The sequence below is a fragment of the Hyphomicrobium sp. genome (assembly GCF_036833075.1).
Taxonomy (GTDB): Bacteria; Pseudomonadota; Alphaproteobacteria; order Rhizobiales; family Hyphomicrobiaceae; genus Hyphomicrobium_C.
This window is the reverse complement of record NZ_DAITQL010000061.1, coordinates 1-24,625: the sequence shown is the minus strand read 5'-3', so window position 1 is coordinate 24,625 and position 24,625 is coordinate 1. Positions and strand designations below refer to the sequence as shown.

Annotated in this window: 21 protein-coding genes, 1 tRNA gene and 1 pseudogene; 14 read left to right on the top strand and 9 right to left on the bottom strand. The window is 63.1% G+C overall.

Annotated elements, in window-relative coordinates; genetic code table 11:
* Positions 1-141: 141 nt before the first annotated feature.
* The 3 genes from V7082_RS15840 to V7082_RS15830 are packed head-to-tail and all read left to right on the top strand — an operon-like array spanning position 142 to position 1,894.
* Entirely contained in the window at positions 142-450 is a 309-nt protein-coding gene (locus V7082_RS15840; protein WP_334150173.1) for a hypothetical protein, read from the top strand.
* On the top strand, positions 425-862 hold the full coding sequence (locus V7082_RS15835; protein WP_334150171.1) for a hypothetical protein: 438 nt from the start codon (positions 425-427) through the stop codon (positions 860-862). The genes V7082_RS15840 and V7082_RS15835 overlap by 26 nt, the downstream gene beginning before the upstream one ends.
* 12 nt (positions 863-874) lie before the next feature.
* On the top strand, positions 875-1,894 hold the full coding sequence (locus tag V7082_RS15830) for a hypothetical protein (RefSeq protein WP_334150169.1): 1,020 nt from the start codon (positions 875-877) through the stop codon (positions 1,892-1,894).
* A 326-nt stretch (positions 1,895-2,220) separates the two neighbouring features.
* Here V7082_RS15830 and V7082_RS15825 read toward each other — a convergent pair whose 3' ends face one another.
* The 6 genes from V7082_RS15825 to V7082_RS15805 all read right to left on the bottom strand — a co-directional run bounded on the left by V7082_RS15825 (position 2,221) and on the right by V7082_RS15805 (position 8,019).
* A complete protein-coding gene (locus tag V7082_RS15825; protein ID WP_334150177.1) occupies positions 2,221-3,063 on the bottom strand; it encodes a competence protein CoiA family protein in 843 nt (280 codons plus the stop codon).
* Positions 3,041-3,202: a competence protein CoiA family protein gene (locus tag V7082_RS21585; RefSeq protein WP_442909808.1), complete on the bottom strand. Its 162-nt coding sequence runs from the start codon at positions 3,200-3,202 to the stop codon at positions 3,041-3,043. The genes V7082_RS15825 and V7082_RS21585 overlap by 23 nt, the downstream gene beginning before the upstream one ends.
* On the bottom strand, positions 3,196-4,323 hold the full coding sequence (locus V7082_RS15820; RefSeq protein ID WP_334150167.1) for a hypothetical protein: 1,128 nt from the start codon (positions 4,321-4,323) through the stop codon (positions 3,196-3,198). Before V7082_RS15820 ends, V7082_RS21585 begins: the two co-directional genes overlap by 7 nt.
* A gap of 339 nt (positions 4,324-4,662) precedes the next feature.
* Positions 4,663-6,156: a phage terminase large subunit family protein gene (locus V7082_RS15815; protein WP_334150165.1), complete on the bottom strand. Its 1,494-nt coding sequence runs from the start codon at positions 6,154-6,156 to the stop codon at positions 4,663-4,665.
* A complete protein-coding gene (locus V7082_RS15810) occupies positions 6,156-6,563 on the bottom strand; it encodes a DUF5681 domain-containing protein (RefSeq protein WP_334150163.1) in 408 nt (135 codons plus the stop codon). Before V7082_RS15810 ends, V7082_RS15815 begins: the two co-directional genes overlap by 1 nt.
* Before the next feature lie 94 nt (positions 6,564-6,657).
* Positions 6,658-8,019, bottom strand: a complete 1,362-nt coding sequence (locus tag V7082_RS15805) for a site-specific DNA-methyltransferase (protein ID WP_334150160.1) — start codon at positions 8,017-8,019, stop codon at positions 6,658-6,660.
* Positions 8,020-8,964: 945 nt separating this feature from the next.
* Between V7082_RS15805 and V7082_RS15800 the strand changes: the two genes are divergently transcribed.
* From V7082_RS15800 to V7082_RS15765, 8 genes and pseudogenes are all read left to right on the top strand, one after another.
* On the top strand, positions 8,965-9,222 hold the full coding sequence (locus V7082_RS15800; RefSeq protein WP_334150158.1) for a sulfurtransferase TusA family protein: 258 nt from the start codon (positions 8,965-8,967) through the stop codon (positions 9,220-9,222).
* 72 nt (positions 9,223-9,294) lie between these two features.
* On the top strand, positions 9,295-9,657 hold the full coding sequence (locus tag V7082_RS15795; RefSeq protein ID WP_334150156.1) for a DsrE family protein: 363 nt from the start codon (positions 9,295-9,297) through the stop codon (positions 9,655-9,657).
* A 24-nt stretch (positions 9,658-9,681) separates the two neighbouring features.
* Complete coding sequence (locus tag V7082_RS15790; RefSeq protein WP_334150154.1) at positions 9,682-11,193, top strand: 5-methyltetrahydropteroyltriglutamate--homocysteine methyltransferase; 1,512 nt, start codon at positions 9,682-9,684, stop codon at positions 11,191-11,193.
* Between the two features lie 93 nt (positions 11,194-11,286).
* Positions 11,287-12,420 (top strand): acyl-CoA dehydrogenase family protein, encoded by a 1,134-nt coding sequence (locus V7082_RS15785; RefSeq protein ID WP_334150152.1) that lies wholly within the window; start codon positions 11,287-11,289, stop codon positions 12,418-12,420.
* 11 nt (positions 12,421-12,431) lie between these two features.
* Positions 12,432-13,292: a phosphate/phosphite/phosphonate ABC transporter substrate-binding protein gene (locus tag V7082_RS15780; protein WP_334150150.1), complete on the top strand. Its 861-nt coding sequence runs from the start codon at positions 12,432-12,434 to the stop codon at positions 13,290-13,292.
* A 36-nt stretch (positions 13,293-13,328) separates the two neighbouring features.
* Positions 13,329-15,394: pseudogene (locus tag V7082_RS15775) on the top strand (molybdopterin oxidoreductase family protein).
* Positions 15,395-15,406: 12 nt separating this feature from the next.
* Complete coding sequence (locus tag V7082_RS15770) at positions 15,407-17,263, top strand: NAD(P)H-dependent oxidoreductase subunit E (RefSeq protein WP_334150146.1); 1,857 nt, start codon at positions 15,407-15,409, stop codon at positions 17,261-17,263.
* Entirely contained in the window at positions 17,260-18,219 is a 960-nt protein-coding gene (locus V7082_RS15765; protein WP_334150144.1) for a 2Fe-2S iron-sulfur cluster-binding protein, read from the top strand. Before V7082_RS15770 ends, V7082_RS15765 begins: the two co-directional genes overlap by 4 nt.
* Before the next feature lie 80 nt (positions 18,220-18,299).
* On the opposite strand, the gene selB is transcribed toward V7082_RS15765, so the two are convergent.
* Positions 18,300-20,099, bottom strand: a complete 1,800-nt coding sequence (gene selB, locus V7082_RS15760) for a selenocysteine-specific translation elongation factor (RefSeq protein ID WP_334150143.1) — start codon at positions 20,097-20,099, stop codon at positions 18,300-18,302.
* A gap of 52 nt (positions 20,100-20,151) precedes the next feature.
* Positions 20,152-20,247 (bottom strand) — tRNA-Sec (locus V7082_RS15755).
* 474 nt (positions 20,248-20,721) lie between these two features.
* On the opposite strand from V7082_RS15755, the gene V7082_RS15750 reads away from it, so the two are divergent.
* Together V7082_RS15750 and V7082_RS15745 are read left to right on the top strand one after the other, a co-directional pair.
* Complete coding sequence (locus tag V7082_RS15750; RefSeq protein ID WP_334150142.1) at positions 20,722-21,612, top strand: LysR family transcriptional regulator; 891 nt, start codon at positions 20,722-20,724, stop codon at positions 21,610-21,612.
* 385 nt (positions 21,613-21,997) lie between these two features.
* Positions 21,998-23,074, top strand: coding sequence for a substrate-binding domain-containing protein (locus V7082_RS15745; protein ID WP_334150141.1), 1,077 nt, complete (start codon positions 21,998-22,000; stop codon positions 23,072-23,074).
* Between the two features lie 190 nt (positions 23,075-23,264).
* Here the strand turns inward: V7082_RS15745 and V7082_RS15740 are convergent, their stop codons facing one another.
* Positions 23,265-23,759, bottom strand: a complete 495-nt coding sequence (locus V7082_RS15740) for an ABC transporter ATP-binding protein (RefSeq protein WP_334150140.1) — start codon at positions 23,757-23,759, stop codon at positions 23,265-23,267.
* 26 nt (positions 23,760-23,785) lie between these two features.
* Between V7082_RS15740 and V7082_RS15735 the strand changes: the two genes are divergently transcribed.
* A complete protein-coding gene (locus tag V7082_RS15735) occupies positions 23,786-24,154 on the top strand; it encodes a winged helix-turn-helix domain-containing protein (RefSeq protein WP_334150175.1) in 369 nt (122 codons plus the stop codon).
* The last annotated feature ends 471 nt before the right edge of the window (positions 24,155-24,625 follow it).

The window sequence follows — 24,625 nt, the reverse complement described above, 5'->3', positions numbered from 1 at the left end:
TTCAATGACGACCGGATTCCAGTTGCCCCCGGATAAAAGAAGGGGGTCACATCAGCGACATTCGCATCACTCATGTTACGGAAGCTCCCAGCAGCGCGGCCCACTATCACCAGGTGCCGGGATGTTCTTGCCGAAGATCACTTGGAGACGAAAGCGCTGTCACCTGCACGGCAAGCGCTGACCGATGCTGCTGCCATCGTCGAGCAGCGCACCGCTCGCCAGAACGCGGAACGCGCTCAGCGCGACGAAGAACGCAAGCGCCGCGTTGAGCTAGCCTCAACGGCGATAGTAGAGCTCAAGGCGATTACCCGCCGTGTCGAAGATGAAATCAAACATATCTATGACCGTGCGAAGCCGGGCTTCAAGGGTATGCTGGAGTTTGGTGCGGCCCGCTTTGGATTGGTTCGCGCGCCCGAGGCCGTTGATGAATTTCTGGTGGCAGCGCTCTGAATTGCACTACCTCGTCCAATCTCTTGGCTGGGACATTATTGCATCATCCATCATCGCCGTGACGACGAGGCCGCAAGAGCATGGTCGCGAATATACTTGGTCGGCATCGCTCATCTACGCCGATCGCAAGGATGGAAACGGTTATCGTTGGTACGAGATCGCCTTTTACACGAGTGCCCTCAGCCGCAACCGTGGACAGCGTGATGAGCCCTACGCGCTTGAGATCCATGAGAAGGATCTCTTTCAGGCGTTGTCGCCTGCCATGCACACCGTGTCGGTCGCCTATGGCCCTCTGGCCATTGATGGCGAAGATGAAGCCAAGTTCACAGAACGATGGCTCGACCTGATCGCCAAGGCCGCAGCTGGACAGTTGGGCCGGCCACACGCGATGCCCATGCGCAACTTCCGGTAGGAGCAGCTTCAGATGGTCGAAGCATCCTCAGACCCATTCGCTGAAACCCGTGATCGCTACGTAGAGCGGCTCAAGCCGATCTTTCTGCCCCCCGATCCGATCAGCAACGACATCATTCGCTATTTTGCCTCGCTCCTGCGCGTGCTTGGTATGGAAGATCGCGGGTGGGATCCTTACGCGGAATCCCGCGCGGTGCTGAACGACATCAATGGCTTTTTCAATGTCGAATTGCCGCCTGCCCACTTCAAGGAACCTGACAAAACCCCCTGGCGGCTGGGCCTTTTGCTCTATTCGCACATCGTCGAGATGGACGCCCCTTACGAGGTGCTCACGAACCTGTTGCGCTTCCAGCTTGGTAAGGGCTACAGCCCCAATCCTTTCTTCGCCTTGCTCAGCTCCAAGGAGCAGAAGAACTATGCCAAGAGAGGCATCACGACCGGACGCAAGATTGCACTCATCAAGGAGCTATCAGCGGCACTCGGCGTCGATGTCGGCGACATCTTCGATGACTTCTATGACAACAAGCTTCGCAATGCCATCGCACATTCCGATTACATTTTGACCGATGACGACTTCCGGTGCCGTGGCGGTCTCAGTGGAACAAGCGCCTTCACGATCGCCTACGCGGATCTGGACAAGAAGCTGCTGGCTGCGAAGGCCTTTGTCGCTGCGTTCTTTCAAGTTGAACTTCTCGCGCGCCAAGTCTGGGGCCAGCAGAAAGGCAAGGCGATTCCTTACGATGCACACTACAAGGGATTAATGGAGGTTCTCGTCGATGGGCGTGATGTCATGTGCGGGTTCAAGGTTCACTGGCCCAACAACTCGGAGTCCATGTATCGCCGGACTGATGCAGGTATCGACATGGACAATTGTATGCTCGACCTGAAAGGTGCTTCACTCGATCTATTTGTGGGCCTCTATGCGAGAACCGCAGGGGCATTCAGCCCTCTCGTCGAGCATGACGGAACGCCGACATATACCAAGATTGACGGTGCCGATGAGCTGCCCACCTGGCCTGACAATATCAAGTAGGAGGAAAGTTCAGATCAGCGTCGTAGAGATTTCGCTCTGGGCATAGCACGTGGCGCGAGATTTATGCTCTCGCCGATCAAGCAGACAGCGACCCCCGCAAGTCGAGATGCAATACCGTACGACTGTTTTCTCGGCATTCCACGTTGCGACAACGCTGTTTTGGTTCTGCCGAACCCCAGCCGGCAGTAATCTCCTGATCTGGCGAGTCCCCGTCCAACCTATGTCCTGTTGCCCTTTCGACGTTCTGGCCGGCGCTAAGTATGGTGGGATCATCGGCAGCACCGACGTGCTTATAGCCGTTCACGCCTGTGCGATCCGGCCAGCGCTCACTGTTCGCGATCGCGCGCGGGCGCAACAGCGTCGGGAAGGGGCATCCCTACCAGAGATGCGCCGACCCAAGCGTCGCCGACTCGATGCTCTACGCGGTAATGGTGAAAGCCACCCGCCGTTTCAATCGGGGCGGGGCCGATCCGCACCGGCATGGTATAGTCGGCAGGTTCGTCGACCAGCACGAAGTCGGCGCCAATGCCGCCGGGGAAATGATAGCCGCGCCGCTTGTGAGGTGCCCGCTTCACGCGTCGCGCTCGGAGTTGAGAGAGGCTGAATGGTCCCTGGAGGAAGAGGCTGCTCCAACGCTCCGAGGCGTACCAATCACCGCCGGCGCTATGTTCGTCGCCGTTCTCGAACCAGGACGTCGGATTGCGATAGAGCATGCACTTGTCGAGCATCCCGCGCCAAACGCCGCGTGTTACCGGGTCGTAAAACCATAGCTGCCCCTGAAGGTCATGGATCCAGAGTTGCCAGGGTGGTGCCGAATAACGGCTTACATAAAATATTTCGGTTCCCGCGATCCGGCTTGGTTCGCCGAGACGCTTCCGGAGGATTGGCACCCAAATGACCGCGACACCAGCGGCTAGGTAGGCGCCGGTGCGTCGCTCCAAGGTGTCATAGTCGAGCGTGCTATGCTGCACCTCGAGCGCCACGCGATAGCCGTCGCCCGGCGCATGTAACAGCACGTCGGCGCGCCGATCGCCGTCGATCGACAGCACCTCCACCTCGACATCGCACGATAGGCCGCGCGCGCGGTAGGCGGCGGCAAAGTCCTCCTTGGCCTGCTGATGCTCCCAGGTTTCAAGCGCGGCATAGCTACAGACCGCCCCCCGGGCGATGCCCGAAATAGGGCCGCCGGATGCGCCCCTTCGCCAGCGTCACCGGTTCGCCGCAGCCCGGGCAGGTATAGGCTGGCCCCTTGGCCGCCTGCGCCGCTTCGATCCGCCCCCGGTCGTCACCCCTGCGCGCGATCAACATGGGGTAGGCCCCAGCAGCGCCTCGAAGTCCGCCGCCTTGGTGATCTCGCCGATCAAACCCTTGAGCCGGGGTTCTTTGCGCTGCGCGCGCGTGAAGTCCTCGGCGGTGCGCTTGTCGACATACAGGACCGCGCAATAGGCGGCGAGGACGCCAAGATAGCCATCATTGAGGTCACTCCCTGGGCGGAGCGGCCTCGATTGCCCATGTGTCCTGAGCGCTTCGCCGATGACCCGGCTGGGCAACACATCCATCGGCACCTTCTTGAGCGCCTCGAACGATCGGCCCGTCTCCGACGCTACCACCCGAAGCTGGCTTCTGAATAGCGCCAGCCGACTGAGATCGGCGAGGACACACTCGTCTCGGACTTCCTCCTCGTCCAGGCCGTGGCCAACGAGCGTCGATACCAGAAACTCACGCACCGTTGTGCCTGGCGACGGCATATTCGGGACGACCCGCGCTATGAAATCATCGGCCATCGTACGCGCACGCGCGGCATCGCCGCCGGTGCTCCGCTTTGCCTCCAGCAGCGCCTGCGCATGGATCCGGCTGAGCTGCACGCGCATCTGATCGGGAGGATTTGCCGCCAACTTTGCCAGTTCGCCGATCGTCCGGTTTTCGTCGAACGTCTGCAACGGACCGAGCGCAGCGATCATGTCGGTCTTGCTCTTGTGGGACCGCAGCATCGGCCGGACCGCCTCCCACACCCAAGCCTCTTCGCCGATTGCCTGCGTGCCCGATCCCGTCTTAAGCAACAGCTCGCGGGCGCGGTCGCGAATTGATATGAGATCGCCAAGCCCTTCGGAGGCTGCGATCGCCTCCGCCGCCAGCACCTGCACGATCGACCCGAGCCCGACCTCGTCCTTGGGCAGGCGAAGATAGGCCAGCATGGGCAGGCCCTGGAGAAAGGCAACCCGCGCGCGAGCGGTGTCATCATTTTCGCCGCCCAGCAACTCCTCGAGATGATGCCAGGACAAGAGAGGGATGCGGCCCTGTGCCATCAACTTCTCATGCAGCGCCTGCGCTCGCTGCCGCCGACCGCTATCCTTCGCGTAGGCCGCGTCGAGCCACTTCGCCCAATGCGAGCTGTCGGGTGCAATGATCTTCGGTTCGATGAGGGTCAATCCAAACTCTCGCAAGACAAACGTCGGCCGAACTCCATAGCCAATCTAGGCGCCTATGAGGCAACGACCGATCTCCATTTCCAGGAGAACGTACTTGATCTGTTGGAAACACTGTCCGGGCGCCTCGGGGGTCAGTTGATCCAGGATTAGGCGTCTTTCTGCACACCAATCGGCCCGAAGTATGAAGCGTAGGATGGATGATCGCGGAGAAGATCGTCTGTTCCTGACGGCGTTGCAGACATGATTGTGCGCAGGGACGCTGCCCCCTCCTTCGGCATGCTTCACGTCCGCTTTCTCGGCTTATCGGAACTTCGCCCACGTCACCGTAGTCGCCCCATCCTACCCCAGATTGCGTTGGTTGCGCCTTGCGCTGGCGATCGCGCGGTCAAGATTTGCGACGACCTGGCTCATGCTGTCGACTTGATCGTCGTCCGAGATATTGGGGAATGTTGCAACCTCATAAAGAAACTTCTCGAGCCAAGGTGCAGCCACTGGGATGAGCACTTGCCCGTCGTTGATACGCAGGATCGCGCGCCCAAAGCGCTCGATTTTCGGGTCAGACGGTCGTGTCCGAGGTGCGGCTGCGAGTCCGATGGGCTCCTTGGTGTCTGAAGACCACGTTATGTTTTGATAGCCGTAGCGTTTCAGGTGCTGGACCACGCCGATGCCAGCGCCGCGCTCGTCGATCACAACAAGGGCCGGTCGCTCCCTTTCGATCTCGGATCTGATCGCGGCAACGACCTCCGGCAGCTCGAGCCGGACCGACATCACCTGTGTCAGATAGAGCGCGTCGCGCTTGTCCTTGTTGGGGGCCAGTCCCCACTTGGTGCACACGGTCGCATTGCCGCTGATCGTGGCGCCGACGTCCCATGAGTGGATGGTCAGCTCGAAGCGGGGCGGCTTCGATAGGTCGAAGCGTTGGAACCTTTCCAAGGAGAGCATGCCGGACCCACCTGCTGTCGGACGCTGCTGGTACTGTCCGTCCCAGACGTGGCCAGGTAGGCGTGCCTTCAGCTTCGCGGCGTCCTCAGCCGTCATGCGTTCCGGATTGAGCACGTCCCCCGGGCAGCGGTAGTAGATGAGCTTGTTGTGACGAACGTATTCCTCCTCCGTCTCGGCAACGAGCGGTAGCTTCAGTACAAAGTCGGCGGTGGGTTCGAGTGTGGCCGAGATGTCGTCAGGTGCAAGTCTGTGCATCACGAGGATGAAAGTACCCTTGGCGGACTCGTCGAGACGGGTGCGAGCGGAGCTGTCGAGCCAACTGCGAAACCGCTCCTTGACGTGCTCGGAGGCTGCATCATCGGGCTGCATGGGGTCGTCGACGATGATCACGTCGGCGCCGAACCCCGTGATGTCGCTGCCGACGGAGGTTACATAGCGACAGCCGCCCTTAGTTGTGCGGACGTAGTCAACGGCTTGCTTGTCCAGGATCGTTTCGGGAAAGATGCGCCGATAGATCTCTGACTTCATCAGCGTCCGCGCCTTTGCGGAGAGGTCGTGGGCGAGGTCGTCTCCGTAAGAGATCGTGATGAACTTGGTCGTCGGGTCACGGCCAAGGCGCCAGGCGACATAGAGGACGGACACCATCATCGATTTCATGTGTCGCGGCGGGAGGTTTATGATCACATCCTTGTAACGGCCTTCCTCCACGCGCATCAGGACGGCAGCGAGGACGTCGAGGTAGTCAGCGTAGGCAAGGCGTTTGCCGGGATGGAGTACGGGGAATACGAGTTCGGCAAAGCACATCAAGTCGGCGCGTGCGAATTCGATCAGGGCCTCAAACTCTGGTCCCGTTCCGCCGGTCGGCTTCGGTGGAGTCGGCTCCTGTTCCATCACTTGTCTCCTTGTGGGGTATTCAGGTGATCGAAGCGCTGCATCATGCGCCTGATGACGTCGTCATCGGGGAGCACAAACGCCTCCTTCTGAGTTGAGGCCTCCGACGTGCCGGGTTCGGCAGAAAGCTGGTACACGATGCGGGTCGCGGCGAGGTCGCCGTCGAGTGCCTTGGCAAGCACCCGGCGCGCCAGCGCGACCACCTTTGGAACGGATACGATCTCGTCACCCTGCTTCACCTTGACGAGTTTTGCCGCCTCTCTCGTCATGGCTTCCTGGAGGGTGGGCACACCTTTGGGCCGGCCTTTCGGGTTTCCGGATTGGCCGGGTTTGAACTGGTGCGCCTTCGGGGGACGGCAGTAGCCGACACCGCCCCCTGACGGCTTCTTCGGAGGCTTCTTGGACATCAGCGTTCTCCCTCGGTTTGAGGCGCTACGCCACGTCTCAGAGCAACCTCAGCAAAGGTTTCGCCTGTCTCGCTGAGGACCGCCTCGCGTCCGGTCATCTGCTGCCATCGCTGGATGGCGACGTCGCAGTAGCGACGTCGATCTCGATCGCGCGGCAGATGCGATCCGTTGTCTCCGCCGCGAGCAACATCGATCCCGAACCCAGAAAGCAGTCGAGAACGACATCGCCGCGATCCGTGACGTCGAGCAGGGCGTCCTCGAGCATCACCCTGGGTTTGACCGTCGGGTGCACCGACAGCCCTTCGCGGGCCTCAGAGCCGAGGGTCGATGCGCCAGGATAGGTCCAGACGTTGCCGCGGTAGCGCCCCCAGCGGCCCAACTCGATGTTGTTGGTGTGAGCAGCGGTCCCCTTTTTGAAGACCGGCAGCATCTCGTGTTGTGATCGCCACAAGCTCCCCTGGCCGCCATGCGGCTTGGCCCAAACGATGACGTTCAAAAGATCCAGATCGAGTTCGCGGCCGGCGGCCAGGACCAGCTCGACGCTTCGCCAGTCGATGAACGTCGCGAGGAGGCCGCCGTCGACGAGGTGCTCCAGCGATGGCCGCATCCAATCGATGTTGAACGCGGAGAACTCATCCCGGCTGAGCTCCCCGTGCGCCATCGCGAACTCACGGTGGTGCGACTGGCTCGTGCAGTACCCCCGGACCGGGACATTGAACGGCACGTCGGTCAGGACGAGCCTTGCAGGTTCCGTATCTGAGAACAGGTGCGCATGGACACACCGCTCTCGCGCGTCGCCTTGCGCGAGCCGATGGTGCTCCATCAGCCAGAGGTCGCCCGTCTGGGAGACCGCCGACTGAGGAAGCTCCGGGAGGACTTCGGTTTCCGGTTCATCCGACTCATCCTCGATAAGCAGGGCATCGATCTCCGCAAGCTCGAAGCCGGTCGCAATGACGTCTTCCTTGAGCTCGATCAGGTCCTCGAACTCAATTTTCAGGGCTTCGATATCCCAGGTGCCGGTTTCAGCGATACGGTTCAACGCGATCGGCAGGGCGCGCTGCTGGGCCTCTGTCAGATGGTCGATCCGTGTGGTGGGGATCCTTTCGAGCCCCAAGCGACGGGCTGCCTCCCAGACCACGTGTCCGTGGATGATCCGGCCGTCCTTATTAACAAGGACGGGACAGCAGATGCCGTATTGCGTGATGCTCGCCGTGACCCTGGCCACTTGATCAGCCTCAGCCCGGCGGATGCGCCGGTTGGCTGGCCGAAGGACCTCCGTCGGCAGATATTCGATTTTCAGCGAGGGTGCGAGATCGTTGCGCCCGCTCGGAGCGGATTGCTGAAGCAACGTGAGAGTCTTCTGCGTCCGCCGACGCTTCCGGGACTTCTCCTGGAGTACCGGCTTGAGACCGACTGCGGCTGGGATCAGGGTATTGGTAGTTCGGTTCTTGGGCATCGACTTTTCCTTCCGGTTCTGTGAACGGACGCGTTCACCTCCGGAAGGAAAGTCACCAATCGAGTGTCCCGACGTCCTGCGGCGCTCGCCAGGTCCAAGCGGGGTGTTCGCGGGACCTGGATCACAAAAGCGCGGCCGGCGTCGTTCACTCCTTGCTGACTGGCTCGCTTGGAAACTCCCACCCAAGGGCGGAGCATCCACGAGCACAGAATCAGGCACCCCGTCCTGATCCGCAACCGCAAAATGAAGGGGCGGTTCGTTTGCGTGCCACACCTTTTCTCACGCTCGTGAGCTCGGTGGGAGACCCGCCCGGAGGGGGTGCAGCCGGCGCGAGAGCGTCTGGCCGGGATCCCTGTTATTCCCTGTTCCAGCGGGTAGGGAACTGATCGGCAAAGACGGCGAGAACCAACGCGAACTCAGACGCTTAGCCTTCGCACCTACGGGCGGCCTGGGTTTGATTTGGGCATGATCGCTGATATTTTCGCTGTTCGCAGGGATTTCCGCGGTGGGAACATGGGAAACGGACCGGAGACCAGTTCGCACCGGACTGTCCGCACCGCCACAACTTATTGTTGATATAGAGTATAAACTTAGTCTCTGCGCGTTGTTCGGGTCATCCTGCGCACGATCTGCGACTTAGGTTCGGCCGGTTTCCGCAGATGACTGAGAGACCATTTCGCACTGTCGCCCGGGTCGGCGGAGCCCCTTGACCCACAGTGGTGCGACCAATACAAATTTCGATAGAAGTCGACTTTCAAATCTCATGCCCGGTCGGGCTGCGGTTACGCTCCTTGCGTAGGCCGTTCATGAAAGCTCCGCTTCAGCAAGCATGACATCGTAACAGGTTTGCCGCGTGTTCGCGTGGCTGCGGGCTCGTAGCTGCTCTTTGTGGCACGCCTTGCGGCAGGCTTTGGCCTTCCTGGCGGCAGCGGAGGAGTGCATCGAATGCCGTGTCGTCTGCATGAAGGCTGTCCCGACGCCGTCGAGGAATGGCACGCGGGCCATATGGGCTGCGGAGAGCTTCTGGTCGAGCTTCGCAGGAGGCTGAAGCAGATGCCCTCACGGATGCTGAAGCTCGTCGCCCTCGATCCCGGCGCGGCGCTCGACCTGCCCGCGTGGTGCCGCCTCACAGGCAACGAACTGCAGCGCCACGACCCCGAAAGCGGGACCTTCTGGATCAAGTCGAAAAATGAATGGGACTGAGCGGGGGTCCGCCAAGGACAGAACCGCCTGCCTCACGCCTGCAAGCAACCGATATGACAAAGGAGAACGCACATGCCGGGACGTTTTGTGGTCAGCCTGACCTGCGCGAAGGACGACACGGACAAGGCGACCGTCGCCTTCGTGGTCGCCAATGCGGCGATCGCATCGGACAAGGAAGCGATCGTCTTTCTCTCGACGGAAGGGACGCGGATATCCCAGCAGGGCTATGCGGACGACGTGCACGAGGCGGGGTTCGCACCCCTCAAGGACCTGATCGCCAGCTTCGTGGAGGCGGGGGGCCAAATCTATGTCTGCTCGCCCTGCTTCAAGAAGCGCGGCCTCGACGAGACCAAGGTGGTTCCCGGCGCGGTGATCGTCGGCGGGGCGAAGCTGGTGGAGTTCATGGGCGAGGGCTGTCCGAGTGTCAGCTACTAAGGCGATCGCCCGAGGGACCCCGGCATGAAGGCAGTCGCCACGCATACGGAAAAGCCTGACGTCAGCTTCGACGGCGGAGATCTCGATTGCGGGAACGGCCTGCTGCTCCTGATCCGCAGGCATATCGATCCGCTGCCGCGCGGAGGACTGTTGGAGATCCGCTCCACTGAAATCTCGGTCGATGAGGATCTGCCGGCGTGGTGCCGCATGACCGGCAATGAGCTTGTCTCGTGGACCAAGGACGGCAGGCAGCGGAGCTTTCTTGTCTGCAAGGGCAAGCTGGAGGAGCGGAGCACGGCTGAGGACGTCCCGGCGTCGATCCTCGCGGGGCGCGCGTCCACGGCCGTCCCGCTGGCGCCGCGCGCGCAGAAAATCTCCGCACCGGCGATTCCCGCGCTCGCGGTGATGGGACTCGGAAGCTGGCCGCGTCCGCGCTGGATGGTGGAGGCCATGCACGCCTATGTCGAGGGCCGGCTCGACGAGGCGGCCTTTCACGAAACGGCCGACGACGCGGTGCGCCTCGCCGTGGCCGCTCAGGAGAAAGCCGGTGCCGACGTCATCACCGACGGCGAGCAGCGACGTGACAGCTATGCCAGCTTCGTGGCCACGCGGCTCGACAATTGCCAGCTCGTGCCGCTGGTCGACCTTCTTCCCCTGGTGGACCATCCGGAGGAGTTTGCGGCGGAGCTGCGCGCACTGGACGTGCCTGCCGACGAGGTGCGCCATCCCGGCGTCTTCGGCCCGATCGGCCGCAGTCGGCAGATCGCCGGCCATGAGCTCGATTTCCTGCGCGCCGTGACGTCGAAGCCGGTCAAGGTGTCGCTCCCCGGCCCGTATCTGCTCGCCCGCACCATGTGGCTGGAGTGCATCTCCGAGCAAGTCTACGCCTCGCGCGAGGAGATTGCGGCCGACCTCGTGCGCGTCCTGCGCGAGGAGCTCGCGGACCTGCTCGACGGCGGCGCGGCCCTGGTGCAGTTCGACGAGCCGGTCCTGTCGGAGGTCGTCTTCAGCGGCGCGAAGAACAAGCGCAGCTTCATGTGCGGCGCGCTGTCGGAATCGCTCGGCCCCGCGCACGAGCTGGGCTTCGCCAAGGATCTGATGAATGCGGTGGTCGACGGGTTCGACCGCGACCGTATCGCCGTCCACATGTGCCGCGGCAACTGGACGCCGGATGAGAGCGTGGCCCTGTCGGGCAGTTACGCGCCGCTGGTCGATACGCTCGCGGCCATGAAGGTCGGGGCCTATCTGCTGGAAATGTGCACGCCGCGTGCCGGCGAGATGGAGGTGCTGCGCCGGCTGCCGGAGACGGCGCGCATCGGTGTTGGCGTCGTCAACCAGAAGCAGCCGGCAACCGAAGGGATCGAGGAGGTGGCGGCGAGGATCGGGCGCGCGACCGACCTCTTCGGCCGCGAGCGCGTGCTGCTGCATCCTGACTGCGGCTTCGCGACCTTCGCCGACAATCCGATCTGCTCGCACTCGAATGCAGAAGCGAAGCTCGCCGTCATCGCGCGAGCGGCCGAGCGGTTTCGGGTGTAGAGGGGCCGCTCCCGAAAATTCAGACACCTGCAGGACAGAACGGGAGGACGTGCCAGCGGCCGACCTTCCCAAAAAAGGACCATGGGAGGATCAATGGTCACGTCGACGACACCGTCCTTCGAGTCTGCGCTCGAGGAGATCTGTTCTACCACGATTATGGAAGCCGCCGCCGGCGTCGATCGCAGCGGCGCATTCCCCGCGCGCTCGATCGAAGCGCTGAAATCGGCTGGGCTGCTGGGCGCGTTGAGCTCTGCCGAGCAGGGCGGCCTTGGACTTGGCCTCGCGGGCGCGACGCGGATCGTGCGGCGCATCGCAGAGGAGTGCGGCTCTACGGCGATGGTGACGGCGATGCACTACAGTGCCGTCGCGGTACTGGAGACGTACGCGCCGGCGGACATCCGGCGGGAGGCCGCGTCGGGGACACGCCTCGCCACGCTGGCCTTCAGTGAGGCCGGCACGCGCAGCCATTTCTGGGCGCCGGCCGGCACCGCCCAGGCGAATGGCGACGCAGTCGTCCTCAACGCGCACAAGAGCTGGATAACGTCCGCTTCCGAAGCGAGCCTCTATATCTGGTCGTCCAAGCCCCTGGGTACGGAAGGGTTGAGCACCCTCTGGCTGGTGCCGCGCTCCACGCCGGGCATTCAGGTCAAAGGTCCGTTCGAGGGTATGGGGTTTCGCGGCAACGATTCATCGCCCGTCGTCGGTGAGAACGTGACCGTTCCCCGCAACGCCATGCTGGGGGCCGACGGGCAGGGCTTCGACATCATGATGGGCACCGTGCTGCCCGTCTTCCAGATCCTGAACGCGGCATGCTCCGTGGGATTGATGACAGGCGGGCTGCGCCGCGCCATCGCGCATGTCGGCCAGACCCGGCATTCCGACACCGGCGCGTCGCTGGCGGACCTTCCGACCATCCGCAACTACGTCGCGCGCATGCAGGTCAAGACCGACATGGCGGCAGCGTTGCTGGTCGACACCGTGGCGGCGGTCGAGGCGAAACGCCCGGACACGATGCTGCGCGTGCTGGAATGCAAGGCGGCCGCGGGCGAGACGGTCAACGAAGTGCTCGACCTTGCCATGCGCGTCTGCGGCGGCGCCGCCTTCCGCAAGGATCTCGGCATCGAGCGGCTTTTCCGCGACGCGCGCGCGGCTGGCGTGATGGCTCCGACCACGGACGTGATCTACGACTTCATCGGCAAGGCCGTCTGCGGCCAGCCGCTTTTCTGAGGGGGAATGCGATGAGCGCGGATGTTCTGATTTTGGGCGCGGTTGCCTACGATCCCAAGATCGTCACCATCTGGGACGGCTTCAAGGACTATTTCACCGAGCACGGCCTACCGTTCGACTACATTCTCTTCACCAACTACGAGCGGCAGGTTCAGGCGCATTTGGACGGGCTCATTCATGTCGCCTGGAATTCGCCGCTGGCATGGCTGCAAACCGTGCGGCTTGCCGAGGCGTCGGGACGAAAGGTGGAGGCGATCGTGATGCGCGACACCGACCGCGATCTGATCTCCACCGTCATCGCCAAGCGCGAGGGACCGATCCGTGCCGTTTCCGACCTCAAGGGTAAGCGGGTCGCGGTCGGGGCGAAAGATTCGCCGCAGGCCACGCTGATCCCGTTGCAGGTTCTGGCCGCTCAGGGCCTCGAGCCGGACCGCGACTTCGAGGTCGTGTCATTCGACATCCTGGTCGGCAAGCACGGCGATCACATCGGCGGCGAACGCGACGCCGCTTTGGCGCTGATGCGCGGCGATGTCGATGCGGCGTGCGTCATCGAGGGCAACTACCGGCTGTTCGAGCAGGACGGGACGATCGCACCTGGTACGACCTTCCGGCTGCTGGAAACGCCGCCCTACGACCATTGCAACTTCACGGTTCTCAACGGTGCCCCCGCGGACCGGATCGAGCGATTTGCCGAGCTGCTGCTGGCGATGTCGTATGACGATCCCGAGGTGCGCACATTGCTCGACCTGGAGGGGCTGAAACGATGGGTGCCGGCGAGAACGGAAGGTTATCGGCTCATCGCCGACGCGGTCGAGCGATTTTCCGCCCCGAGCACCGCGACGTCGTCTGTCTTCGGACGATCCGTCTTCTGATGATTAAGCGTCCGTGACGGGCAGAACCTTACAAATATGCAGAAACCTTCATATATCAAGATCAATGGGGATCGTAGTATATGATCACATCGAGCGAGATACAGGAGGCAGGCATGGGCAAGAAGGGGAAGCAGAATTACACCCGACTCACCGAGCCGCTCGTCCGCGACAACGGTGTGCTGCGGCCGGCCTCCTGGGATGAGGCTCTTGATCGCGCGGCCGAGGGCTTCCGCCGCAACATCGAGCTTCACGGGCCCGACGCATTCGGCATGTTCTCCTGCTCGCGCGCGACCAACGAGATGAACTTCATCGCCCAGAAGTTCGCCCGGGCGGTCATCGGCACCAACAACATCGACTCCTGTAACCGAACTTGACACGCTCCTAGCGTCGCCGGTCTGGTGACGGTATTCGGAGCTGGCGGCGGTACCTCGTCCTATCGCGAGATCGAGGATGCGGATCTGATCATCTTCTGGGGCTCCAACGCCCGCGAAGCACATCCGATTTTCTTCCATCACGCCCTGAAGGGGATCCACAAGGGGGCCAAGGTCTACGCGGTCGACCCGCGTCGGGCCAAGACGGCAGAGTGGGCCGATGCTTGGCTCGGTCTGGATGTCGGCACGGACGTTGCGCTGGCCTACGGTGTCGGTCGCGAGATCATCCACGCCGGGTTGGTCAACGAGGCGTTCATCGCGAACGCCACTACCGGATTTGAAGAGTACATCGCCGCGTGCGAGCCATGGACACTGGAGGCCACCTCCCGTGAGACGGGGGTGCCTGCGGAGCTGATCCGTGAGCTCGCGCACGACTATGGCAAGGCCGAGCGCGTGCAGCTGTGCTGGACGCTGGGCATTACCGAGCATCACAACGGCACCGACAACGTGCGGGCCCTGTGCAACCTCGCGCTGCTCACCGGCCAAGTCGGCCGCTGGGGCTCGGGCCTGGTTCCGATACGCGGCCAGAACAATGTCCAGGGCGGCGGCGACATGGGGGCGATCCCCAAGAACCTGCCGGGATTCCAGGACGTCGGGAATCCCGAGCATCGGGCGAAGTTCGAGCGCATCTGGGGCGTCACAATGCCTACGAAGTACGGCATGACGCTCTCGCAGATGATGGAGGCGATGGACGAGGGGCATCTCACCAACCTCTACATCGTGGGTGAGAACCCGGTGCAGTCCGACGCCGACTCCTCGGCGGTGACCAGGCGGCTGGAGAACCTGGACCACGTGGTCGTGCAGGACATCTTCCTCACCAAGACCGCTGCGTTGGCCGACGTGGTGCTCCCCTCCGCTGCGGCGTGGTGCGAGAGCGAGGGCACCTTCACCAACAGCGAGCGGCGAGTCCAGCGCGTGCGCAAGGCACTGGAGCCGCCCGGGAACGCGAAGGACGACATCGAGATCATCCGCCTGGTCGCAGAGCGCATGGGGCACGTCTGGCCGATACAGACTGCAGAGCAGGTCTGGGACGAACTGCGTGCAGTGTCGCCGGCGCACCATGGAATGTCCTACCGGCTGCTCGAGAAACGGGGTGGGTTGCAGTGGCCCTTCCCCGACGAGGACGGACCCGAGACACCGTTCCTGCACGCTCGGCTCTGGGAGAAGGATCCCGAGAAGCGCGGACGCCCGGCGGCGTTCGGCATCGTCGAGCACAAACTGCCCGTGGACAAGCTCGACGACGAGTTCCCGCTGCGCCTGACGACCGGGCGGCGACTGACCGACTACAATACCGGCGTGCAGACCGAGGGCTTCAACTCGCCGATCCGCCTGGGCGGCTGCGTCGACATCTCTCCGGAGGATATGGCTCGGCTTGGCATCAACGACGGCGAGGTGGTCCGAGTAACGTCGCGCCGCGGATCCGTGCTGGCACCCGCGCGTCGGGATCCGGCCCTGCGTCCCGGGCTGCTCTTCATGGCGTGCAACTTCCCCGACGACGTGGACGTCAACGCGCTCACCATCGAGGCGAACGATCCGATCGCTGGAACCGCGGAGTTCAAGGCGACGGCGGTCAAGGTGGAGAAGACCAACGACGATCCGACCAGAGAGAAGCGCGTTGCCAACATCATCGATCACGGGGTCCGGGATGACGAGTTCGCGACCGCGAAATAGGAAGGATAAGCAGTGGATCTGAAGTTCTCCAACGCCGAGCCGTTCGCGGAGGAACGCGATGCCATCGATCGGCGGCTTGGTGGACCCGGAGAAGGCGGCTGGCATGGCGGTGAGCGCGACGAGCAGGACCACCGGAGCGCGCGGACCGGTCATGCGGCACGAGCCCGGCGGCACCTCGTCCTGGAGGCGCTGCACGCGGTGAACGACCGCGTCGGCTGGATCAGTCCCGGCGCCCTGAACTACATCGGAAAGCGGCTCAGCGTGTCGGCAGCCGATGTCTACAGCGTCGCGACGTTCTACGCGCTGTTATCCACCAGCCCGCGGCCGAAGCGCATTGTGCACGTCTGCACTGACATCGCCTGTATGGCGCGCGGATCCGAGAAGGTCTGTGCCGACCTCAAGAAGCAGCTCGGTCCGGCCAGTGCCATGAACGGCTGGAAGCCCAGTCCCTGCCTCGGCGTGTGCGAGCGCGCCCCGGCCGCACTGGCGGTGGAGGCTGGCGACCCAGCTCACGAGCACCTGATCGGGCCCGCCACCGCCGAGGAGATCGTCCTCGCGCTGGATGCTGGTCCCGCGGCACTCGCAGCCGAGGCGCCGCCGATCATGGCCGTGCCACAGGCCGGCCAAGAGGGCCTGATGCTGCTCAAGCGTGTTGGCCAGGTCGATCCGGAAAGCATTGACGACTACCTCGCAACCGACGGCTACGCCGGACTGCGGAAGGCGTTCGAGCTGGGACCCGCGCAGGTTGTCGGCGAGGTCAAGGCCTCCCGGCTGATGGGTCGCGGCGGAGCGGCGTTTCCGGCCGGCATCAAGTGGGAGAGCACCGCCAAGCAGCCTGCGACGCCTCGCTACCTCGTCTGCAACGCCGACGAGAGCGAGCCCGGCACGTTCAAGGATCGCGCCATCCTCGAGGGCGACCCGTTCTCGTTGATCGAGTCGATGACCATCGCGGGTTACGCCATCGGCGCGGAGCGGGGCTACATCTACCTGCGCGGCGAGTACCCCCGCGCCTACCGGATGCTGAGCAATGCCATCGAAAGGGCCCGCGAACGCGGGTTCTTGGGTACCGACGTCCTGGGCACCGGGTGGAACTTCGAGCTCGAGATCCGGCGCGGCGCCGGCGCCTACATCTGCGGCGAGGAGACCGCGATCTTCAACTCGATCGAGGGCTATCGCGGCGAACCGCGCACCAAGCCGCCCTTCCCGTTCGAATCCGGACTCTTCGGCAAGCCGACAGTGGTCAACAACGTCGAGACCTTGTGCAACGTACCGCTGATCGTGCAGATGGGCGGCGCCGAGTACGCCAAGATCGGGACCGAAGGCTCCACCGGGCCCAAGCTGTTCTGCGTGTCGGGCAACCTCGTGCGCCCCGGCGTCTACGAGGTGCCGTTCGGTCCAACCCTGGGCGATATTCTCGAGCTGGCCGGCGGGGTTCCGCAGGGCCGCACTCTGCAGGCGGTGCTGCTCGGCGGCGCGGCAGGCGGATTCGTGCGGGGAGACGAGCTCGACATCCCGCTCACCTTCGAGGGCGTCCGCGCCAACAACACCACTCTGGGCTCGGGCGTGGTGTTGGCCTTCGACGACACCGTCGACCTGACCAGCATTCTGCTCCGCATCGCGCGCTTCTTCCGCGACGAGTCCTGCGGCCAGTGCGTGCCCTGCCGGGTGGGCACGGTGCGCCAGGAGGAGGCGTTGCTGCGCATCGCGCACAACCGCGGCGACGCCGGGGTCAAGGGGCGTGACACTCTCCTCTTGCGCGATGTCGGCCGGGCGATGAAGGATGCCTCGATCTGTGGTCTCGGCCAGGCCGCCTGGAATGCCATCGAGTCGGCCATCGACCGCCTCGATGTCCTGGAGAAGAGTAGATGAACGCACACGATCCGGGAGCTTTCGGCAAGACGGACACGTCCGCCCCGATGGTCACGATCACCATCGACGGCGAGGAGGTGAGCGTCCCGGAGGGAAGCACCATCCTGACGGCCTGTAACGCGGCGGGGAAGGACACGCCGACGCTCTGCTACGGCGACACGCTCACGCCCAAGAACGCTTGCCGGGTCTGCATGGTCGAGCTCGAAGGCTCGCGCGTCCTCGTGCCCTCCTGCTCCCGCAAGGTCCAAGCCGGCATGGTGGTCAAGACCGACACCGAACGGGTACGGCACAGCCGTCGCCTCGTGCTGGAGCTGCTCGGCTCCTCGGTCGACCTGTCCACCACGCCGCGGATCGACGAGTGGATGGAGCGCTACGAGGCCGACACGGATCGTTACGGCCCAAGGGCCAGCGAGAGCCTCAGGCGCGACGTCCACGAGCCGGGCGAGCACCACGCCGGGGACGGCAGCGTCGCGGCCACGATGGCCCAGCCGGACAAGATCGACAACGACCTCTATGTGCGCGAGTACGACAAGTGCATCCTCTGCTACAAGTGCGTGGATGCCTGCGGGACCCAGTGGCAGAACAGCTTCGCGATCCAGATCGCAGGGCGCGGGTTCGACGCCCAGATCTCCACCGAGTTCGCCGTGGAGCTACCGGACTCCGCGTGCGTCTTCTGCGGCAACTGCGTGGAGGTCTGCCCGACGGGAGCGCTGTCGTTCAAGTCCGAGTACGACATGCGCGCGGCGGGCACCTGGGACGAGTCGCAGCAGACCGAGACTACCACAGTGTGCACCTACTGCGGGGTGGGCTGCAACGTGACCCTGCATGTCCAAGACAACAAGATCGTCAAGGTGACCTCGCCCCACGATCACTCGGTCAGCCACGGGAACCTCTGCATCAAGGGCAGGTTCGGTTTCCAGCACGTCCAGAACCGCAAAAAAGGTGGCGGCGGCTAGAGCATTTTCAAGCGAGGCGACCCGTCAAACCAAAAAATCAGAGCCTCGCGTCTGCTTCAACACCTGTGGTCGATATCGATTCACCGCACCACTTCGCGGTGGTCGTCATCGATCCGGCGCGTCAAGCCGCGTCGGTCCAGGTATTCCAGAAGCGGGATCGCCACCCGGCGACTCGTACCCAAGGCCTGCCGTGCCTGACTGGTGGTGAACGGTTCAGGCAGTTGCGCCAGTGCCCGTATCGCAAGCTCCGGCGCGGACGGCAGCAGCACCACACCTCCCTGAAGACGCAACACCCGCCGGGCACGTTCGGCTGCGGCCAACTCACGGGCCCCCAAGCCGAGGGCAGCGAGATCGCCGGCCAGCGGCGCGAGGAAGGGATTTGCGAGCAACCGCGCCTCGAGCTTGGCCACCCCGGCCTCGGCGCGGCCAAGGTCGGCGCGGACCCGCGGCAGCCGGACGTAACCATCGTGCTGCTCGAGGTCGGCATCTGCGACGAGCTGATCGATGAAGTGCGCGGCTGGTGTGCCAAGGGCGTCGCGCACGGCCCCTTGGGAGACGCCGGGCGTGAGCTGGTCCCGCTGGGCGTCGTTCTCCACCAGGGTTCGCACCTCGCGTCGCCAGGCGTCATACGTGGGAAGGTGCACCCACCAGCCGCTGAGCTCACGAACCTCGGGCGGCGGTGCGGCATCGGGAACCGTCAGGCCGATCCGGCGCAGGTCGTCCACCTCCACGGCGCCCCGGCTGGCCACCTTGGCCAGCACGTCGCCCTCGGGTGGCATGGCGGCCAGCGCCACTCCGCGCCGGGCACCATCTCCGCGGCGCAGCCGCCGCGGCGGATCGGGGTCCAGCACACTGACGCCGCCGAGCACAACATGACGTGCCGGATCACGGAGCAGCAGCCGATCTCTCACGGTCAACGGCAGCGGCCAATCGAGCATGATCCGGGCGTGCTCGGCATCGAAGCAGCGCAGCCGAGCCGGCACGGTCGCCGTCCCGACATGCACGGTGAGTTGTGCAGGGACCGCGTCGAGCGCGACACCCCCGATGCGGCGCACATCGACGACCGTGGCCATGAGCCATGCGCCCGGTGCGATCAGGGCTTGGCCGCGCTCCACATCCTCCGCGGGCACCCCGCGCAGGTTGACTGCGGCCCTGTTCATCGGCTGCAGGGCGTCGGCAGGTGCGTCCCGCGATTCCAGGCCGCGGATGACGACCTCGCGCGGCTCCCGCCCTTGGCCGACCACCACGAGCCGGTCACCCTTGGTCAGTGTACCGGCGACGAGGGTGCCGGTGACCACCGTGCCCGCGCCGGAGACGCTGAACGAGCGGTCGATCCACAACCGGAGCCGATCGCCGGTATCTGGCGCGGGCGTTTCGGCCAGGACGTCGTCGAGGACCTGCCTGAGCTTGTCCAATCCGGTGCCCTGCACGGCCGATACGGCAACCGCTGGCGCGTCGCGCAGGCCGGTGTGCGCGAGCTCGCTGCGGGCACGCTCGATAGTCGCGGCCACGAGGTCGGGCGCGCGGTCTGCCTTGGTCACCACGATCAGCCCGTGGCGGATGCCGAGCGCTGCGACGGCATCGCGGTGGTCGCTGGACTGCGCCGACCAACCTTCGTCGGCAGCCACCACGAAGCACACCACCGGCACCGTCGCCAAGCCGGCCAGCGCGTTGCGGATGTATCGTCCGTGGCCGGGCACGTCCACGAAGGAGACCTCCCGGCCGGAGGGCAGAGTGGTCCAGGCGAACCCGAGATCGATGGTAAGCCCGCGCCGACGCTCCTCCTCCCAGCGGTCCGGCTCCATCCCGGTCAGCGCGCGCACCAGTGTGCTCTTGCCGTGGTCGACGTGCCCAGCCGTCGCGATGACGTGCGTCGTCATCGCTCGTCGCGCAGACCGTCGATCAACTCGGCGGTATCGGGGTTGCAGCGATTGGCGGAGGCGGACAGGAATCGAACCTGCCAGACCGAGCTACTCGGTCTCACCGGTTTTGAAGACCGGGAGGACCACCAGGAACCTAAACGCCTCCGAGCGCTCTCACATCGAACACTCATCTCGCCGAGCGATCTCCTTTGAAGGCATAGGCCTGACCAATGAACAAATGTACGCCAGCTGGCAAGCGAGAAATTCACCTGCACTCTGTGTGCACCGCCTTCGACCGCAAGGTCCCACAAGTAGACGTCGCGGCCCGCGGCAATGAGTGCGAAATCGCTGCGGCGACCTGGGCCCGCTTATGGACAAGTCGTGTCCCTACCAGCCGTGGTGTCGATGCAAATCTCGTCATCAAACTTCAATCGAGCCACGATCTCATTTGTCGATCAGTCGACGGTTTTTCCAGATCAACGTGCACTCTTGCGCCTGCGATAACCGCAGCCTATCGTTATATACTGTTCACTATAGCGATGAGACTCGCGCTCTCCCGCTCGCGAAATCCTTGTCCGAGACTGACCTCGGACCAATGGAGATCCTCACGCATTAAAGGTTTTCCATGTTCATCCGACAGATGACCTACCTCGTCGCGCTGGCGCGCGAGAAGCATTTCGGCCGGGCGGCGGAAGCTTGCAATGTTACGCAGCCCACCTTGTCCTCGGGCCTCAAGGCGCTCGAACGCGAGCTCGATATGCGCCTTGTCGTCCGGGGTTCCCGCTTCATGGGCCTCACACCGGAAGGTGAACGCGTCGTGGATTGGGCAGGACAAATCCTGTCAGGCTACGAAAGCCTGAAGCAGGACATGGAGGTGTTTCGCGGCTGCCTCACAGGAACCCTGAGGCTCGGCGTCATTCCCGCCGCGATGCCTGCGATCGCGGAGCTCACCACGCCGTTCTCCTCGAAGCATTCCCATGTTGTGATCGAAGTGCATTCCATGGCATCGACCGAAATCCAGCGCGCGCTGGAAAAGTTCGATCTGGATGTCGGCCTCACCTACCTGGAAAACGAGCCGCTCCAACACGTACGCAAGGCGGCCCTTTACCGCGAGCGATACCTGTTCGTCACCCGTCGGGACTTCCGAACGGAGAATGAGACCGCCATCACATGGAAGGATGCGGTCGCGAGCAATCTCTGTTTGCTCAATGAAAGCATGCAACACCGCCGGGTTCTCAACAACCTCGCCCGCTCCTTGGGGTTCAAGCTTGCGCCCACGGTCACGACAGACTCATTCCTTGCCGTCTGCTCCCACGTTTGTAGTGGGAAGTGGTCGAGCATCATCCCTCATACCTTCACCTACTTTCTTGCGGGCTGCGAAAATCTAGTTTTTCTAGATCTGATCGAGCCCGTGCATACCCAATCGATCGGTATTGTGGCCGCAGATCGTGATCCGTTGCCTCCACTTACACGCGCCTTCATGAGCTTTGCGACGCGGCTGGACCTTGAGCCTGCGTTCACACAGGCGTAGTCACGGCGGAAACTTCACTGCGCTGACTGGCCATCTGCCCCCTTTATCGGAGTTCAATCATCGTCCCGCGAAGCCGCCAGACGAAGCGCTGCCTCGTGGCCAACTCCGTGCAGGAGATGAACGTGGCAAAGAACGTATGTGTCGTTGAAACCCTGAGTTGAGGCGATGCACCCTCAAGATATGCGATCGTATTCATATCTCAATCGCGCCGGCGATCTGGCGATGGGAGTTCAACGACGCTATGGATCTTGTAATCCCGCAAAAATGTGAAACCTTCTCCACGTCTCTTGCTGGAGAAGCGGGAGCGATTGCAGTACGTTGATATGAAATTTATTGCATATCATAGCAACCGAACGCCTCACAAAGAAGGCTTTGGGAGGACGGCATGATCGAGATCGAGATCGAGGCTATCTGGCGCTTCCGGCGCCGCGAAGATGCGCAGTCGCTGCAGATCATGCTGGACGTTCTGGCCGAAATTCGAGCCTCGGGAAAAATCACGGCCGCTGCCGAAAAAGCGCACGTGTCGTACCGGCACGCGTGGAACATGATCGAAAAATGGTCGGAGTTTTTCGACACGCCGCTGGTGGTACGCCGCCAGGGCGCAGGAACTCGTCTGACGCCTTTCGGAGAAAGGCTGGTCTGGGCCGGAGAGCGCCTCGAAGCACGCTTGAGGCCGCTGCTGCAGAACCTGTCGCAAGAGCTGGAAACTGAGATCAACCAGATGCTGCCGCACGGCCCGCTTGTGCTGCGCGTTCACGCAAGCCACGGTTTCGCGGTTCCCAAACTGCGCGAGCTCCTAAGCCGGGAGCAAGACATCAGCGTCGATCTACGCTACGTCAGCAATCAGAACTCGTTGGTCTCGCTGGCGCATGACGGCTGCGACCTCGCCGGCATGCATTTGCCGCAAGGAGAGCTCCGCAAGCGGGCGATCGCCGCCAGCAGAGGGTGGTTGAACCCCAACGTTCATCGCGTCATCTCGCTCGTGACGCGCGAGATGGGCCTAATGGTCCAGCGCGGCAATCCGTTGGGCATACTGGAACTCAAGCGGCTCCTCGATCCTGCCGTTCGCTTCGTCAATCGGGATTCGGATTCGGGGACACGCCTTCTGTTTGAGCAGCTCTTGACGCAGCACGGCATATCCGGTGCAGCGATCAACGGTTATGAGCATACCGAGTTCACGCATGCCGCCGTCGCAGCATATGTCGCGAGCGGGTTGGCCGACGTCGCATTCGGCGTCGAATCGGCGGCACGCCAGTTCGGGCTCGACTTCGTGCGGCTCCTCACCGAGGATTATTTCTTCGTCTGCCGAAGCCATATTCTCGAAACTGCCGCCGTCCAGCGTGTTTTATCGGTCATGCGCAGCGAGGAATTCCACAGTGCTATCTCGCAGCTCCCGGGCTATCATGTGAAGGACGCCGGCGCCATAAAGACCATCAGTCAGGTTTTCCGCAGATCGATATAGACGACCATGCTCGGGCGCGCGACGCGGAATTTCAGCGACGGCCGACAGCAGCAACGGTTCCGCTAAGACCCGTAATAGACTTCAAGATCCGCTCGACAAGTCTGCTTGTCACGTCTCCAGGGTCGAGATTGCCGACGTCGAACCACCCTCGATGTGCACCTCGCAGGAGCGCAACCGACACGGCAGCCCCTCAAATGAGAGGTGCCAACTGCGTAAAGGTCTTTCCCTCGTGCTCGACGGAAAACCGCTTCAAGGGAACCCCATAAAGACGCGACAAGTCTCCTTCATCCAGCACGTCGGCCGCGGGCCCGAACGCCAGCCGTGTTTTGCTCAACATCACCAAGGCCTCATCAGCGGCCGCGAGAGCATGATTTGGTTGGTGGGTGGTGAAGATCACCGTCATGTCATGCTGTCTCGACAACCGGCGGATCCAATCGATGACAAGGCTCTGATTGCGTAGATCGAGGGCCGACGTAGGCTCATCGAGGATGACAATATCTGCGTCCGCGAGGAGCACTCGCGCAAAGATCACGAGCTGCCGTTGCCCTCCGGACATTTCGTGGAACGGTCGGAGCGCTAGATCTCCAAGACCGAAATAATCCAGCGCGACCAAAGCGCGGTCTCTATCGGCTCGGGACGGTTGAGAAAACAGCCCTATTTTGCGCACCAATCCCATGAGCACCATGTCGAGCGCCGTATAGCCGAACGGCGATACTCGAAGGCATAGAAAAGTACGGATCGATCACCGGAGCGGCGCGAGCGGTGGGGCTGACCTATCGCCAAGTGTGGGCCACGGTTAAGGTGATGAACGCCATGCTCAAGGAGCCGCTTGTCGAAATCAGTCCGAATGGTCGCGCCAGCGGTGCCCGACTGACGCCTTTCGGGCGCGAGGTCGTCTTTCGATTTCGCGAGATGGAGAAGGTCGCCAATCAGGCGCTGAAAACGCACTTCCTGGCCTTCGAGCGGATGGCCGGCGAAAATCCGCACGCCCCCGCTCCGGTGCCCCACTGGGCGCACATCGGAGAGCACCCTACTAAAACGCGGAAACCATCGCCCAAAGCTGCGACGCGCAAATCATGAGCAGTCCGATACGTCGATCGGTTGCCGGACTGCAGATAAGATCCCCGGCTGAGAATTGCGGGGCTGTGGTGACCCACGTGGGTGGGATGAGGCCGCTGCTGCTACGGCTCTCTCCTACCAATCTATGCACGCGTCCGACATGCCAGCCTGTCCACGCCATACTCACTCCGGTCAACCAGGCGCACTAGATTTCTGTGGCCATCCGACTGGTATGCAAAGTGGAGCTCGGAGAAGGTTGAAAGGAACGGAGCGAGGTATGCGCTTGATCCCTGTCCGGCAGCGCGAGGATGTCGCTCTCCGTATTGCAGTGTAACCGACGGCTTCAACGCCGAGGTCTGCACGAGTGGTTCCTTGGGCGCCGGCAGCGACCGCATCCGGCCGGGCGGTGATCAAACGCACTCAATGTCGCACCAGCTGGTAGTGTCTCAGTTTGAAATCCGACCCTTGTTGACATCTGCGTTCACGCTGCCC